The sequence below is a fragment of the Vibrio sp. L5-1 genome, from assembly GCF_021728315.1.
GTDB lineage: Bacteria > Pseudomonadota > Gammaproteobacteria > Enterobacterales > Vibrionaceae > Vibrio > Vibrio splendidus_K.
In genome coordinates this window covers 42283-58352 of record NZ_JAKKCQ010000006.1, presented here as the reverse complement: position 1 = coordinate 58352, position 16070 = coordinate 42283, and the positions used below count along the sequence as shown (strand labels likewise).

Below are 16070 nucleotides of genomic sequence, written 5' to 3'. Positions count from 1 at the left end.
ATGTCTTTAAGATAAACGCATCTAAAATTAGAGGTTACTTCTTCACGCGACCTTTATTCATCCACTTCTGATGCACACCACGACGCAGGCTTTGGAAACTGTTTTCTACTTTGTCGACACCAAGCAGTATCACAAGTGCCATTAGAGTGATGATGACTGATTGAGAAAGGTGTCCTAACGCAATCATCATCCCCAACGCAGCCAACACCCAAATAATGGCCGCAGACGTGACTCCATGAATCTTGCCATCCAATGTCATCATTACCCCGGCCCCAAGAAATCCCACCCCCGTTATTATCTGACCAAGCACACGGGCTTGATCGAGTGTGTTGGGAGATAAGCTAATCGCCATGGTGAGAAAGAAATAAGTACCGCTGATAATCAAAATGGAGGTTCGTATTCCAACGGGTTTACCGCGGGTTTGCCTTTCGATTCCGATTAATGATCCACACAGCATACATGCTGCGAGGCCTGCCCAGCTAAAGGGGGCAAGGTTGAGAGTTTGTTCTATAAATTGTGACATATCACCCCTCCTAAAGATTTAGAATAGAGCCGAGTATGCTAATAATAGACCGGACGATCGAACAAAAACTTTTTGTCTTAACGATTGGATTGTCTGCTTAAGGTTTAACAGCCGGTGGTGGTCAACGAGAAGGTAGGGGTTTCTGTCTCTGTCGCTTCTTGGTATTCAAGGTAGCAGTTATCAGATTGGTTTTTGCGGCTCGCGGGTGCATACAGAATAATGCCATCATTCGCATCTGTGTTGGTAAAGAACCAGTCAGCTCGACCCGTATCCCAAACTGCATCTAAGAAGGTGGACTCTATGAGCATTGACCAAGTTTGATCGTTCATCGCCGCCGGATAGCCGTACGCCACTAAGATGTTGTCACCCTCAACGTTGATGGAGGCGCTCGCAGCCTTATCTAAGCCTAGTGCTGATGTCTTGCCATAAAGCATGGTGCTTGCGCCTTCCATTCCACCTTTAAGGCCATTTAATGTCGAGATGCGAGCATCGGTTTGTAGGTTGAGAAACTTAGAAGCGGCAGTCACCGACACAATACCCAGAATGACAATTACGATAACCAATTCGATCATGGTAAAGCCTCGGTTAGAGGACCAGTTATTGTTCGGATGCGTCTTCATTTTGGTAACTTCTTTATTCAATGTGTAGGTCGAGTGGCGTCTTGCTGCTGCGGCCACCAATCTCACGAGTTAACTTAGGTACGAGGTAGCCTGAAACCTCAGAGATTAAACCCTTAAAGTGCATCTTTGCTTCTTCATCGGAGATATAGAAGTGAGCGGCGCCCTGAACTTTATCAAGTACATGCATATAGTAAGGTAAAACACCGGCATCGAATAGCTTTTCGCTTAATTCTTTCAAAGAGTTAGCGCTATTGTTAACGCCTTTTAGCATCACCCCCTGATTAAGCAGAGTCGCCCCAGTTAGCTTTAGCTTATGAAAGGCTTGTTTGAGCTCCACGTTGATTTCATTGGCATGGTTGATATGACTGACCATCACCACGTTGAGGCGAGTTTGAGCTAACAATTGGCACAGTTCATCTGTCACTCGAGCGGGGATCACAACCGGTAATCGGCTATGAATTCGAACGGTTTTTACATGCGGAATCTGTTCGATGGCATTGATCAGCCATTCGAGTTCGCTGTCTTTGGCCATCAAAGGGTCACCACCGGATAAGATAACCTCGTTGATCTCTGGATGAGTGGCCACATAGTCGAGGCTAGTTTGCCACACAGACTTAGAACCCTTGTTGTCTTGGTAAGGGAAATGACGGCGGAAGCAGTAGCGGCAGTTGATGGCGCAGCCCCCTTTTACAATCATTAGCGCGCGACTTTTGTATTTGTGCAGCAACCCTGGGATTGCGTTTTCTTGCTCTTCTAATGGGTCGGCTGAATAGCCTTGATGCACCTCGAACTCTTCGTTGAGTGGTAACACCTGACGCAATAGAGGGTCGTGTGGGTTGCCTTTTTCCATTCGCTCAACAAAGCTAAGAGGAACTCGAAGTGAAAACAGCTCACGTGCTGCGAATCCTTTTTGCCACGGTGTTGGGTCTATTTCCAATGCTTGAAGCAGTTTTGTCGGGTCAGAGATCGCATTCGATAGTTGTTTGAGCCAGTTTTGCTCAACAGATTCGACTTTTCGGGTTATGATATGCGGCATTGAAATTAACTCAAAGATGTGGAAGAGAAAATCATGGCGTCAGTAAGCACCAATGAATTCAAAGGCGGTTTAAAATTCATGTTAGATAATGAGCCTTGCGCAATTATCGACAATGAATACGTTAAGCCAGGTAAAGGCCAAGCGTTTAACCGTGTAAAACTTCGTAAACTGCTGTCAGGCAAAGTGTTAGAGAAAACATTCAAGTCAGGCGAAAGCTTCGAGCTTGCAGATGTTGTTGACGTTGAATTAGGCTACCTATACAACGATGGCGAATTCTACCACTTCATGAACAACGAAACATTTGAGCAAATCGCAGCAGACGTAAAAGCAGTCGCTGATTCAGCAAAATGGTTAGTTGAAAATGACGTTTGTACTCTAACGTTGTGGAATGATAACCCTATCACTGTTACTCCGCCAAACTTTGTTGAGATCCCAGTAACTGAAACTGATCCTGGCCTTAAAGGCGATACACAGGGTACGGGTGGTAAACCTGCAACTCTAGCAACAGGCGCGGTCGTTCGTGTACCTCTATTCATCGCTATCGGTGAAGTTGTTAAAGTTGATACTCGTACTGGCGAATACGTTGGTCGTGTAAAATAATTTGATTGTGTCCACCTTGTTTGAGGTGGCTCAGTGAAATAGAAAAGGTCGCTTATGAGCGGCCTTTTTTGTATCTAGCGATCAGGAGAAGCGGTAGGGGCAGATGCGAGTAACCGAGATGCGAGATACGAAGAGCGGGAAGATCAAGGGCGAGTGAGCTAGGTGTGTGAGATTCGACAAGCAACAAAAAAGCAGAACAAGAAATTCCTGTTCTGCTTTTAGTCTTTTCGCTCTTAAGCTTTTCGAATCTCGATTACTCGAATCCCGAATCTGCTCTTAACTGTTAGATCATGAAGATGAAGATAACAGACAGTGCGCTGATTAGGCCTGCAACGAAGTAGCAGCCAACTTTACCTGCAACGCCGACGTGGAACTTAAGGTCGTGCATGCCGTGGTGAAGACGGTGCATTGCGTGCCACATTGGCAGTGCTAGTGTACCGATGATGAATAGCGCACCGATAATGCTGGTGGCAAACTCAGACACACGTTCGTAGCTCATTGCATCCGCATCGATAATGCCCATTGGCACTAAGATACCCAGCACTAGAATCGTGATCGGAGTGATCATCGCGAACCAAGTACCGCCAGCGCCAAATAGGCCCCACCAGATTGGTTCATCAGAGCGTTTCGGATCGTGGTTAACAGGTTTCATTTTGTAATTTGTGTTCATAACGAAGCTCCTTACACCACCATAAGAACGATTAAAGAAATAAATGCCACCGCTGCCCACTGGGTCAGTACGATGATTCTTTTATCTACCAATTTGCCTTTAAGACGGATTGGCATTACTTGAGGCATCATGCTGAAGAAGGTCTGAGCGTGCAGTAAGCTGCCTAGCAGTGCCACGATATTAATACCGATAACGATAGGGTTAGCCATAAAGCTTAACCAACCTTCCCACGCTTCAGGACCTTTCACTAGCGAACCCAAACCGAAGGTTAGGAACAGAGTGAATAGAATCAAAGGCAGTACAGTCGCTTCACGTAGCATGTAGAAACGGTAGAACGGATGGTTGCTCCACCACGTTCTCTTCATCTCACGAACATAAGGTTTACGATTGCTCATATTACGCTTCCTCCTTCGCTTTAACCGGTTCGCCATCAGGTTTGAACATCGAGATAACGAAGTCCATTGAAGACTCAACTTTACCTTGGTTTACTGCAGCCGCTGGGTCTACTTTCTTCGGACAAACGTCAGAACAGTAACCTACAAACGTACAGCCCCAAGCGCCGTTGTCGCCATTGATAAGCTTCATACGTTCAGCTTTACCATTGTCACGGCTATCTAGGTTGTAGCGGTGAGCAAGAGCAAGTGCCGCAGGGCCGATGAACTCAGGGTTTAGACCAAACTGAGGACACGCGGCGTAACACAAACCACAGTTGATGCAGCCAGCGAACTGTTTGTACTTCGCCATTTGCTCTGGAGTTTGGATGTTAGTACCGTCTTCTGGCTTGCGGTCGTTACCAATGATGTAAGGCTTGATTGCTTCAAGGCGCTCGATGAACGGCGTCATGTCGACAATCAAATCTTTCTCGATTGGGAAGTTAGCCAATGGTTCAATCTTGAAGCCATTCGGGTAGTCACGTAAGAAGCTTTTACATGCCAGTTTTGGCACGCCATCAACCATGATGCCGCAAGAACCACAAATCGCCATACGACAAGACCAACGGTAAGACAGGTCTTTATCTAGGTTATCTTTGATGTAACCAATCGCATCAAGTACTGACATGGTTTCATCAAACGGAACTTCAAAGGTTTGAAAGTGAGGTTCTGCATCGTGCTCAGGGTCATAACGCAGGATTTCAATTTTTTGGATTCGATTCGCTGACATTATGCTTGCTCCTCTTCGCTCTTCTTCGCATTCTCTTCTGCTGCTTTTTCAGCGGCAGCGGCTTTCTCGGCTGCTTCACCGTATAGACGAGCTTTAGGTTGAGATTTAGTAATCTTAACGCCGCTGTAGTCGATAGTTGGTGCTGCATCTTCGTTGTAGAAAGACAGAGAGTGTTTCAGGAAGTTCACATCATCACGTTCTGTGCAGTTGTCGTCTAGACGTTGGTGTGCACCGCGAGACTCTTTGCGAAGAATCGCTGAGTGAACCATTGCTTCAGCAACTTCAAGACCGTAGCCCACTTCGATAGCGTAAAGTAGGTCAGTGTTGAACACTTTGCCTTTGTCTTTAATGCTGATCTTCTTATAGCGCGCTTTCAGTTCAGTGATTTTGTCGATGGTTTCTTGCATCAAGTCTTCTTGACGGTAGATACCACAACCCGCTTCCATGGTGTGACCCATTTCAGTACGGATATCAGCCCAGTTCTCATCGCCTTCTTGAGCTAAGATACCTGCGATGCGATCTTCAACCGCTTTAATTTGCTTAGTAATGGCTTCTTCATTCCAGCCTTTGAATTCAGCTGCACGTTTCACGGCTTGTTCACCGGCTACGCGGCCAAATACTACGAACTCAGCCAGAGAGTTAGAACCTAGGCGGTTTGCACCGTGCAGGCCAACTGAAGCACATTCACCAACGGCGAATAGGCCTTTAATGCGAGTCTCACACGTACCGTTAGTTTCAATACCACCCATGGTGTAGTGAACAGTTGGGCGAATTGGGATTGGCTCTTTTGCTGGATCAACGTTTACGTACGCTTTTGCAAGCTCACAGATGAACGGAAGACGCTCTTGCAGATACTCTTCACCAAGGTGGCGAAGGTCAAGGTGTACGACATCACCAAGCGGGTGCTTGATGGTGTTGCCTTTCTGCTGCTCGTGCCAGAATGCTTGAGAAACTTTGTCACGAGGACCCAGTTCCATGTATTTGTTCTTCGGCTCGCCCACTGGAGTTTCAGGGCCCATGCCGTAATCTTGTAGGTAACGGTAGCCGTTCTTGTTGACGATGATACCGCCTTCACCACGACAACCTTCAGTCATCAAGATGCCAGTACCCGGTAGGCCTGTTGGGTGGTATTGAACGAACTCCATATCACGCAGTGGTACACCGTGGCGATAAGCCATTGCCATACCGTCGCCAGTTACGATGCCGCCGTTAGTATTGCAGTGGTAAACACGACCTGCGCCACCGGTTGCTAATACAACAGATTTCGCTTTAATCGTAACAAGCTCACCTTCAGACATATGAATCGCGATTAGGCCTTGTACTTCGCCATCTTCAACGATCAAATCCACCACAAAGTACTCATCAAATCGTTTGATTGTGTCGTACTTCATCGAAGTCTGGAACAGAGTATGAAGCATGTGGAAGCCGGTTTTATCCGCTGCGAACCACGTTCTCTCTACTTTCATACCGCCGAATCGGCGTACGTTTACTTCACCGTTTTCTTTACGACTCCATGGGCAGCCCCATTGTTCCATTTGGATCATTTCGCGAGTCGAGTTTTCAACAAAGTATTCAACAACATCCTGTTCACATAGCCAGTCGCCACCGCCAACAGTATCGTTGAAGTGGTTATCTAGGCTATCTTCGTCTTTAATTACTGCTGCTGAACCGCCTTCTGCTGCTACCGTGTGCGAACGCATTGGGTAAACTTTAGAAATCAGTGCTACTTCCAATTCAGGATTAGCTTCAGCCGCAGCGATAGCTGTACGAAGACCAGCGCCGCCTGCGCCGATGACTGCGATATCTGTGGTAATTGTCTTCACAGTTATTCTCCAGTGTGATGCGGAGTATTCCGCTTGTAATTATAAAAAGCTTATTGGTGGCACTTACTAATTAATAGTACTTACTAATTGGCAGTACTTACTTATTGAGAGCACTTAAACGGCATCAACCGTTTATCACCCCTAAGCCTTAAGTGGTAGGTTCAGTGTACGAGAGGAAGGTATTTGAAAAGTTGATGTATTTGGGTTTTTAGGTCGGTAATGCATATGGAGGCATAGAAATTATAGGTTATGTGACTGCAATCACGGCAATGAATTGTTGATAACGATTAACCCACAGGACTGGTGTTAACGGCTTGTTGAGTATGATTTTCGTTATCAATGTTGATGTGGAAGCTGTATTGATAATTGTATTGTAGAACGTAATTTTCTGGCTTCATTAAAACAACATTTTGCTTTCATCAATAGACAGATAGAAGCTTACAAAAGAGACGAAAGGTGGTAATTTTCGTCGCCTAGAATTCAGTGATATGGAACTTAATAATGCACTCTACATGGCAACCGGCCGCAACCATTAAGCAGTTAAAGCAACGTGCTGATATCCTTAATCAAATTCGTCAGTTCTTTACAGAACGAAACGTGATGGAAGTGGATACGCCTGCGATGAGTCACGCTACGGTGACGGATGTGCATTTGCATACGTTCAAAACTGAATTCGTAGGGCCGGGTTATGCGCACGGCCAGCCATTGTTCTTTATGACCAGTCCAGAGTTTCATATGAAACGACTGTTAGCGGCGGGCAGTGGCTGTATCTACCAAATTTGTAAGTCTTTCCGTAACGAAGAAAATGGTCGTTACCATAATCCTGAGTTCACCATGTTGGAGTGGTATCGCGTTGGCTTTGATCATCATGACCTGATGGATGAAATGGATTTGCTGTTACAGCAGGTTCTAAAATCAGGTGTTGCGGAGCGAATGACTTACCAACAAGCCTTTATTGATGTACTGGGTGTGTGTCCATTAGAAGATTCGATGGATACCTTAAAGCAGGCTGCCGCGAAACTAGGGCTCAGCGACATTGCAGATCCAGAAGACGACCGCGACACCTTGTTGCAGCTGCTGTTTAGTATTGGGGTTGAAGCTAAGATAGGGCAACAAGTACCTGCGTTTGTTTATGACTTTCCGGCTTCACAAGCTGCACTAGCCAAGATTAACCCGAATGATTCACGAGTGGCGGATCGCTTTGAGGTGTATTTCAAAGGTATCGAGTTGGCCAACGGCTTCCATGAACTCGATAAACCACAAGAACAACTTCAGCGCTTTGAAGATGACAATGCAAAACGTATCGAGATGGGATTATCGCCTCAACCGATTGATCATCATTTGATTGAGGCATTAAAAGCGGGCTTGCCAGACTGTGCAGGTGTTGCTTTAGGTATTGATCGTCTGATCATGTTGGCTTTGGGCTACGACCATATCGATGACGTGACGGCTTTTCCGTTCCCGCGTTCTTAGCTTTTTGCTTTTGTTGTTATTGAGAGTTAATGGTCATTAGCTATTCACCATTAACTCTCAGCTTCCAACTCGCCTCACTCGCTGACCAGAATTCCGGTGCCATTAGCTGACCAAGATACCGGTGCCCACTACGGCAACAATGGCGCCGAACCAAGCGTAGGCATTCGGCCTCTGTTTGGTATACAACCAGAGTATTGGTAACAACATGATGGGTGTGGTCGAAGATAACAGCGCGACCATGCCGACATTACCTTCTTGCAGTGCATACAAGATCAGCGTCATTCCCACGGCCATCGCTAAAAAGCCATTAACCGCAGTAATTGCGAATATTTGTTTATTCATTGGATTGATCGCGCGCGAAAGCTTGGCGCCTGTTAAGCGAAACAGTGAGTGAGCAACAAAGGCGGTGATCATTCGAATGGCAGAGGCTGCAATTGGGTCGATACTGGTTTGCATCACGGGTTTGGCAATAATGCCGCCCAATGCTTGGCAGATCGCGGCGGTGATTCCCAGCGCCACACCAATCCACACCGTACCCTTAATGGTTTCGAGTTGGTTATTCGATTGCCCTCGACGACCAAAGAATATTGCGGTTAATACACCACTAAACACCAACGCCGAGCCAATAAGCTCCACCGAAGTCATGCTTTCGCTAAACAGGAAGTAACCAAGAATCGCCGAGAACACGGCGTGACAAGAGAACAGCAAACCCGCTTGGCGCGGCCCCATGCGGTTCAAACAGGCAAATAGGGCGGTATCACCAATGAAGATGCCAATTAGGCCAGATAGCATCATCGGCGTGACTAGGTCGGCTTCGACACTTGACCACCCACCTGTAAACCAAGCCATGCTTGATAAGATGATCGCGGTACAACCCATCCGCCAGCGGCTATAGGCGAAAGAACCTAAGTGTTGAGCAGGCTTTACTGACATTAGGCTCGCAATCGCCCAAAGAAAAGCGGCAGCTAGAGCTAACCATTCGAATCCCATCTGAATAACATCCTTGTGTCTGGGATAAATTAGCTCATCAATATGCATCAAACCGAACTGAGAACAAAGTGATTCTTATGAAAGAACGACTTTGTTTCAGTTATTAGTTTATGTCAGCTGTCGCTTGCTGGTGTGGTTCAACTTACTTTGCTTGAGGCGCGCTATACCTCAAAGCGCTATACCTTAAAGCGCTCTACGTCTTGGCGCATTGACTCCGCAGCGCTGCTCATTTCATTTGAGCTATTGCGACTGCTTTCCGCCTGTTGTGCCAAATCGTCAGAGGCATCTTTGATTCCTTGCGTATTACGGCTGATATCTTCGCTCACCGCGCGTTGCTCTTCCGCAGCACTCGCGATTTGCAGCGCCATGTCGTTGATTTCAGTGATCGCTTGCGTGATTTTAGTCAGGCTGCCATGGGCTTGTTCTGCGAAGCCAACACTGTTCTCTGCCAGTTGAGTGCTGGTGGTCATGCTTTCAACGGCATGTTCGGTATTCTTCTGCAGCGTATCAATCATCACGCGGATTTCTTCGGTCGAGCCATGCGTTCTCTGACTTAACACGCGCACTTCATCGGCGACAACCGCAAACCCACGACCTTGTTCACCAGCACGTGCTGCTTCAATGGCAGCATTCAATGCCAGTAGGTTGGTTTGCTCAGCAATGCCTTGAATGGTTGATAAGATCTGGTTGATGCTTTGAGCATTGCTCTCTAATTCACGAATTACATTGGCGGCGTCTTCAACTTGAGTCGCAAGGCCAGTAATCGCATCACGGTTTTGTTGGATTACCTCTTGGCCTTCATTACAAGCGGTAGCGGATGCCTGAGAAGCGGATGCCGTTAATTCGGCATGGCTAGCCACTTCGGCTGCGGTAGCCGACATTTCATGAATCGCGGTCGCAATTTGGTTGATATCGTTTTGTTGATTCTCAACGCTAATCGAAGATTGGGTCGCCAGTTGATTGGCTTTCTCTGCATGGTTGTTGAGATCGTGGCTGTGCTCTATCACGCCCTTCAACATGCTTTGCATTTGGCTTAAGAACTGGTTCACAAGCTCGGCAAGTTTACCAATCTCATCCATACGTGTGATATCAATACGCTGAGTGAGATCGCCTCTGCCTTGAGCGAGCTGAGTCAGCGCTTCTGACAAGGTTTGTAATGGAGAAAGTAGGCGGTTGATGACCATTGTGCTCGCTATTGAAATGATGATGTACAAAATCAAAGAGGTCAGCGTGATGAATTGAATGGCATCGGAGACTGCAGAAAACGCCATGTCTTTATCGATAACGATACCTAACGACCAATCGGTGTTCGGGACATTGGCAATATAAACCAGCTTATCGCCTTGACCAGGCCAAGTTAGAGTGGTGATCATTTGGTCTTGAAGTAGTTGTGACACCTTGTTGGTTGTTAGTTCTGGATTCAAACTGGTCAGTGGTTTTTGACTCAGTTCTTCATCACTGTAAGCCACAATGTTGTTGTTACCATCCACTAAAAAGGCAAAACCATCGTTCTCGAGTTTTACATTGAGCACGGTATCAATAATGCTGGTTACGGTTAGATCGGCCGCGAGAACACCTTGTCTATCGCCACTGAATGCTTTCGCAAAGCTGATGACAATGCTGCCGTCAAAATCTTGATAAGGTTCGGTTATGATGAGGTCTGATGTTGCGTTTGCATCTTTATACCAAGGGCGAGTGCGCGGGTCGTAGCCTGCTGGCCAATCTTCACCTTTGTCGCCATAGGCGATAGTGCCATCGCTGAACCCTGCATAAACAGACAAGAATTGTCCGGCTTGCTTGGTGATCAATAACTCGCGATCAGAGTTGCTACTACTTGAAATAGTCGATTCATTGGCAAGCATCATATCGCTGCGGATTGATAGCCAATCGGCAATGTAATTCGTCGTGCCAACGCTAACATTTTTCATTTCTTGGTTGATCGCGACTTCAGTCTCTTGATTGAGTTGAGTAACCGATATCCAAGCTTGAGCGCCACTTACGACGGCAATAATGACCGCAATGGCGATCTGAATTTTAAACTTAATAGTATGTCTCAAGGTCCATTCCTCTCTATTAGACAAAAACCTAATTACAGTGACGTACTTAATGGTGAACTGATGTGTCTCTGATAGGTGTCTAGTGTCGTCATATTTAAAATGCGAAACGTGTCTAAAATCATAATTTAAATATATATATGATTGTTTTTACTAAACAGTGAAGTGGAATCACAATAGGCTGTTGCTAAGGTGTTAATTATTATCGATTTTATCTTGTCGCTTACAGTTTAATAAACCCTCTAGCTAGCGACATCATGATTGCTATCTGGAGGGCTGTAGTGAGAAGTTAACGTGCTAGGTGATAATAAACAGTGCGAGGTAGACCATCAGCAAGCCGACGATCCCTAAGATGATACCCATCTTCGCCATGTCTTTACTTTCGATAAGCCCGGTCGAGTAGGCCAACGAGTTTGGTGGTGTCGATACGGGTAAAATCATACCTAGCGATGCAGAGAAGGCGACGACAACCAGTAGTCCTTGCAGGCCTCCTATCGCAACCAAGCTTTCCATTGATGCACCAATCGCAGCGGCGATCGGCATCAGTAAGTTGGCCGTAGCGGTGTTTGACATGAAGTTCGCCATTAACCAACATACGATTGATAACGTTAGCACTACCGCCGTTGGTGAGAGCGACTCATAATCAATCGCGTGTGCGAGTGCCACGGCTAAGCCTGTTTTATCTAGTCCTATACCAATCGCAATACCACCTGCTACTAGCCACAATACATCCCAGTTAATCAGCTTAAGCTCTTCTTTGCCCATGATGCCGGTGAGAGTAAAGACAGCCAGTGGAATGATAGACACCACATAGGTGTTCATGCCATGCAGTTTGGTGGTCATCCACAATAGGATGGTGGCGGCGAAGGTGACGTAAACGACAATCGCACGCCAGCTTTTTCTAAATTGGCCATCAAGCTTGAGCACCATATTTCTTTCTTTAGAAGGGAAGAGTTTTTGTAGGAGAAACCAAGCGATGGTCAGTTGGATGATCACAAAGGGTAAGCCCATCATCATCCAACTAAGGAAGTCGATACTGTTCTCGCCAGTTAGGTATTGCAGTGCGATGGCATTGGGTGGTGTACCTATGGGTGTCGCGATACCACCGGTGTTAGCAGCAATTGGAATACACAACACCAACGCCTTGACCCCCATGTCGCCTTTTGGTGCTGACGCCACGATTGGACCTAGCAGTGCGAGCATCATTACTGTGGTTGCGGTATTTGACATGAACATTGAGAACACGGCGGTGATCAGCATTAAGCCGAGCATAATGAAGCGCGGTTCGGTGCCGAATGGCTTAAGCAGCACTCGTGCTAAGTTGTTGTCGAGTTCGTACTTAGATGCCGATATCGCGAGAGCGAAACCACCCATGAAGAGGATGATGATTGGTGACGAAAATGCACCGAATATGTCGGTATATTTGATTAAATCACCGAGATCGTGTCCCGCTGGTGGATTTCTAAATAGGTGTAAGCCTTTGTCGGAAATCATCACCAGTTCAAGCGCAATGATCAAAATGGAAGTGGCGAATACCGGAACGGGTTCAAGCACCCACAGTAGAGCGGCCAACAAGAATATTGCCAACAAGCGGTGTTGAATCAGCGTGAGATCATCGATTGGTATTGAATCTATCGGCATGAATAACACGCCCAAGGGAATCGCAAAACAAATCAACAGCTTGGCCAGAACGCCAACATTGAGTTTAGGCATGTACAAAGACCCTATGAATAAAATATCTTCAAATAGAGTAAGTTATCTGGATTTTTGGTACTTGGAGACGGGTTGTAAAATCGGAAAGTTGTTTAAGGTTTCGACAGTTGTTTTGTTTTTGGTCAATCTTTTTATGAGGCAATTCGACGTACTGCTCGTTGGGAGCAAGGTTGTCGGTAGTTAGATTGGTTGAAGTCTTAAAGGGAAGTATCTCGAAATAGATAAGAAAAAGGCGCGTTCTTCTCTAAAAATAGAAAACTAACGCGCCCTTAAAGCTTATTAAGTTAACTCAGAGAGTTAGACTTGGTCTGTGTTCTCTGTTGAATCAACAGCTTCAGTCTCAGCGTCTTTGCCCGCGATATGCGCGAAAGGGGTGCCTAGAACTGTTTTCTCGCCATTTTGCATCGTTTCGTCAAACTTGATTGCGTCTTTAGCGAACAGGTTGATAACCGTTGAACCAAGCTTAAAGCGGCCCATCTCTTCGCCTTTCTTCAAGACGACGGCTGTATCACCTTGTGCAGGGTAATCCCATTTGTAAACTGAGTTACCACGAGGTGGAGTAATGGTGCCAGCCCATACTTGCTCGATGCTGCCAACGATAGTTGCGCCAACCAGCACTTGTGCCATTGGGCCAAACTCAGTATCAAAGATACAAACTACACGCTCGTTACGTGCGAATAGGTTTGGAACGTTCTCTGCCGTTAACGGGTTTACAGAGAAAAGGTCACCCGGAACGTAGATCATCTGACGCAGTGTGCCGTCACATGGCATGTGCACGCGATGGTAATCACTTGGCGACAAGTAAAGCGTTGCGAATTCGCCGTCTTTAAATTCATCCGCCAGAGCAGCATCACCACCCAATAGCTCACGAGCTGAGTAGTTGTGGTTCTTAGCTTGAATCAGTTGACCGTCAGTAATTGGGCCAAACTGACTTACGCGAGCATCAGCGGGGTGAACAATCACGGATTCGCCTTCAGCGACAGGGCGCATGCCTTCTTTCAATTCACGTACGAAGAATTCATTGAATGTTTTAAAGTGTTTTGGATCGCTATGCAGAGCTTCATCCATGTTTACTTTGTATTGCTTGATGAACCAGTTGATGATCGCTGTCGTTAAGCCACCCGCTTTAGCAGACGCCAGTTTGCCGACTAGGCGAGTTAGCCCATGCTGTGGGATCCAGTACTGCAATCCAACTTTAATCTTATCCATTGTATTAATTTTCCAATGCTAATTGTTTTTCAATTAAATCTGTCGATGACGGTTTAGGGCGCGAGATGTTACTTAAATTCGCGCCAATTGTCAGTAAATGCACACATTTGTTCACAAAAACGCGATTAGAGATCGGCTTTCTTGCTTCGTGAGTACTGACGGTTATCTTTGTTGTCAGCCATTGTTTCAATAATGCGATGGTAGCTAGCAAAACGTAAGCGGCTAATTTTACCGTCTTCAACGGCTTCACGTAGCAGGCATCCAGGATCGTCATTGTGTTTACAGTCACGGAATTTACAACCACCTAGGTATGGCTTGAATTCAATGAAAGCATCTGTGACTTCATCGGGTTCTAAATGCCATAGGCCGAATTCACGTACCCCTGGGGAATCGATAAGATCACCACCAGAAGGGAAGTGATACAAGCGCGCTGCTGTGGTGGTGTGTTGACCCAGACCTGAGTTTTCAGAAACTGCGCCTTCTTCAATGTCTAATGTTGGCATGAGTGCATTCACGACGCTGGATTTACCTACGCCAGATTGACCAACGAAAATGTTGATACGATCTTTCAGTTCGGCTTCCAACTCTTTGATGCCGTACCCCGACTCTTTACTGACGAACATGACTTTATAGCCGATTTTCTCGTATATTTTCAGCGTTTCGCGGTATTCGCTAATTTGTTGTTCTGTCAGCAAGTCGACTTTATTGAGCACAACTAACGGGGCAATATTCACCGTTTCAGAGGCGATCAAGTAACGGTCGATGATATTAAGTGATAGCTCTGGCAGTACAGCTGAAACGATAACCATTTGGTCAACGTTAGCAGCAACCGGTTTTAGGCCGTCGTAGTAATCAGGGCGAGTTAGCATTGACGTTCTTGGCTCAACGGCTTCTACAACACCAGAGATGCCGGCCATTGATTCAAGTCCTGCGCGCCAAATGACTTTGTCTCCAGAAACTAACGTTTCAATACTGCGGCGTAAGTTACAACGGTGAACTTCGTTGGTTTCAAGATCTTCGATATCGGCATGTTGGCCAAAGCGCGTAATTACGAGTCCGCTTTTTGTTCCGCCAAGCATGTTCTCATCCCACTGGATAGAATCTTCTTTCTTGAGTCGCTTGTTCTGGTTGCTACGTACACGACGCACTTGACCTTTGGTTAACTTCTTTTTTTTAGCCACAATTTTTCACTTAACACATCTAACTTGATGATTGAGGACTCAAACGGAATGTTGTTGGTACCATTGATTTCGATGGCCCTAAAGCTAGTTTGAGTATAGTTATTTGGGTATAGTACCTCTTTTATACATAAACAAATAGGCGACGCCTTATGTCCTTTAGCGATCAGAACCTTATTTGGGTTGATCTAGAGATGACAGGACTTGATCCTGAAACTCATAAAATCATTGAAATTGCTACTATCGTTACTGATAGTGAGCTTAACATCCTGGCTGAAGGACCTGTTTTGGCTATTCACCAACCTCAGAGTGAATTGGACAAGATGGACGAGTGGTGTACAACCACCCACACCGGTAGCGGCCTAGTGAAACGAATTCAAGAAAGCACGGTTTCAGAGCAAGAGGCTATTCAACAAACGATTCAGTTTCTTGAGAAGTGGGTACCAAAAGGTAAATCACCGATTTGTGGTAACAGCATTGGCCAAGATCGCCGTTTCTTATACAAACACATGCCAGAGCTGGAAGAGTACTTCCATTACCGTTATGTCGATGTAAGTACCCTGAAAGAGCTGACTCGTCGTTGGAAACCCGAAGTACTCGATGGTTTTTCAAAGTCGGGAAGTCACCTTGCATTGGATGATATTCGTGAGTCGATCGCTGAACTGCAGTACTACCGAAAAACGATTATTAACATCTAATCAGATCAAATGATCACGTTTATCTAACTTTTCAGGGACATAAGAGCTGATTTTTTTGCAAATCTGCGTGCTTTTACAGCAGTTGAGTAAAAACTTTCGTAATTTTGCATTAAGGACTTGCATCACAAAAAAATGCTCTTATAATTCGCAGCCCTGAACGACGAAAGACGTTTCAGATTGCGATACTAGCTCAGTTGGTAGAGCGCAACCTTGCCAAGGTTGAGGTCATCGGTTCGAACCCGATGTATCGCTCCAATTTCTTTCTTAGGATTGATGTTGGGAAATAGACTCATTGACTTAAACAATGCATCCGGACGCGGGA

General features: G+C 46.0%; 15 protein-coding genes and 1 tRNA gene. 4 read left to right on the top strand and 12 right to left on the bottom strand.

Annotated features, from left to right (window positions below):
* Positions 1–34: 34 nt before the first annotated feature.
* The 3 genes from L3V35_RS19210 to epmB form a co-directional block, all read right to left on the bottom strand.
* Positions 35–523: an MgtC/SapB family protein gene (locus L3V35_RS19210; protein ID WP_102558466.1), complete on the bottom strand. Its 489-nt coding sequence runs from the start codon at positions 521–523 to the stop codon at positions 35–37.
* A gap of 104 nt (positions 524–627) precedes the next feature.
* Entirely contained in the window at positions 628–1143 is a 516-nt protein-coding gene (locus L3V35_RS19205) for a prepilin-type N-terminal cleavage/methylation domain-containing protein (protein WP_237300483.1), read from the bottom strand.
* A 13-nt stretch (positions 1144–1156) separates the two neighbouring features.
* Positions 1157–2179, bottom strand: coding sequence for an EF-P beta-lysylation protein EpmB (gene epmB / locus L3V35_RS19200; RefSeq protein ID WP_171328874.1), 1023 nt, complete (start codon positions 2177–2179; stop codon positions 1157–1159).
* 33 nt (positions 2180–2212) lie between these two features.
* On the opposite strand from epmB, the gene efp reads away from it, so the two are divergent.
* The gene (gene efp, locus L3V35_RS19195; protein WP_004733338.1) at positions 2213–2779 is read left to right on the top strand and encodes an elongation factor P; all 567 of its coding nucleotides are present in this window, start codon (positions 2213–2215) and stop codon (positions 2777–2779) included.
* A 283-nt stretch (positions 2780–3062) separates the two neighbouring features.
* Here the strand turns inward: efp and frdD are convergent, their stop codons facing one another.
* Genes frdD through frdA form a run of 4 tightly spaced genes read right to left on the bottom strand, consistent with a single transcriptional unit; the run spans position 3063 to position 6433 of the window.
* Entirely contained in the window at positions 3063–3449 is a 387-nt protein-coding gene (frdD, locus tag L3V35_RS19190) for a fumarate reductase subunit FrdD (RefSeq protein ID WP_054547900.1), read from the bottom strand.
* Between the two features lie 11 nt (positions 3450–3460).
* Entirely contained in the window at positions 3461–3844 is a 384-nt protein-coding gene (gene frdC / locus L3V35_RS19185) for a fumarate reductase subunit FrdC (RefSeq protein WP_017076351.1), read from the bottom strand.
* Position 3845: 1 nt separating this feature from the next.
* A complete protein-coding gene (locus L3V35_RS19180) occupies positions 3846–4610 on the bottom strand; it encodes a succinate dehydrogenase/fumarate reductase iron-sulfur subunit (protein ID WP_054547899.1) in 765 nt (254 codons plus the stop codon).
* Positions 4610–6433, bottom strand: a complete 1824-nt coding sequence (gene frdA, locus L3V35_RS19175) for a fumarate reductase (quinol) flavoprotein subunit (protein WP_004733344.1) — start codon at positions 6431–6433, stop codon at positions 4610–4612. Before frdA ends, L3V35_RS19180 begins: the two co-directional genes overlap by 1 nt.
* A 501-nt stretch (positions 6434–6934) precedes the next feature.
* Between frdA and epmA the strand changes: the two genes are divergently transcribed.
* A complete protein-coding gene (gene epmA, locus L3V35_RS19170; protein ID WP_054547898.1) occupies positions 6935–7906 on the top strand; it encodes an elongation factor P--(R)-beta-lysine ligase in 972 nt (323 codons plus the stop codon).
* A gap of 102 nt (positions 7907–8008) precedes the next feature.
* Here epmA and L3V35_RS19165 read toward each other — a convergent pair whose 3' ends face one another.
* From L3V35_RS19165 to rsgA, 5 genes are all read right to left on the bottom strand, one after another.
* Positions 8009–8896, bottom strand: a complete 888-nt coding sequence (locus tag L3V35_RS19165; RefSeq protein WP_054547897.1) for a DMT family transporter — start codon at positions 8894–8896, stop codon at positions 8009–8011.
* A 176-nt stretch (positions 8897–9072) separates the two neighbouring features.
* Complete coding sequence (locus L3V35_RS19160) at positions 9073–10953, bottom strand: methyl-accepting chemotaxis protein (protein ID WP_237300482.1); 1881 nt, start codon at positions 10951–10953, stop codon at positions 9073–9075.
* 294 nt (positions 10954–11247) lie between these two features.
* Positions 11248–12663 (bottom strand): SLC13 family permease, encoded by a 1416-nt coding sequence (locus L3V35_RS19155; RefSeq protein WP_237300481.1) that lies wholly within the window; start codon positions 12661–12663, stop codon positions 11248–11250.
* A 297-nt stretch (positions 12664–12960) separates the two neighbouring features.
* Complete coding sequence (gene asd / locus L3V35_RS19150) at positions 12961–13872, bottom strand: archaetidylserine decarboxylase (RefSeq protein WP_065207274.1); 912 nt, start codon at positions 13870–13872, stop codon at positions 12961–12963.
* A gap of 125 nt (positions 13873–13997) precedes the next feature.
* Entirely contained in the window at positions 13998–15053 is a 1056-nt protein-coding gene (gene rsgA, locus L3V35_RS19145; RefSeq protein ID WP_004733350.1) for a small ribosomal subunit biogenesis GTPase RsgA, read from the bottom strand.
* 149 nt (positions 15054–15202) lie between these two features.
* Between rsgA and orn the strand changes: the two genes are divergently transcribed.
* Complete coding sequence (gene orn / locus L3V35_RS19140) at positions 15203–15748, top strand: oligoribonuclease (protein WP_065682092.1); 546 nt, start codon at positions 15203–15205, stop codon at positions 15746–15748.
* A 179-nt stretch (positions 15749–15927) separates the two neighbouring features.
* Positions 15928–16003 (top strand) — tRNA-Gly (locus L3V35_RS19135).
* Positions 16004–16070: the final 67 nt, after the last annotated feature.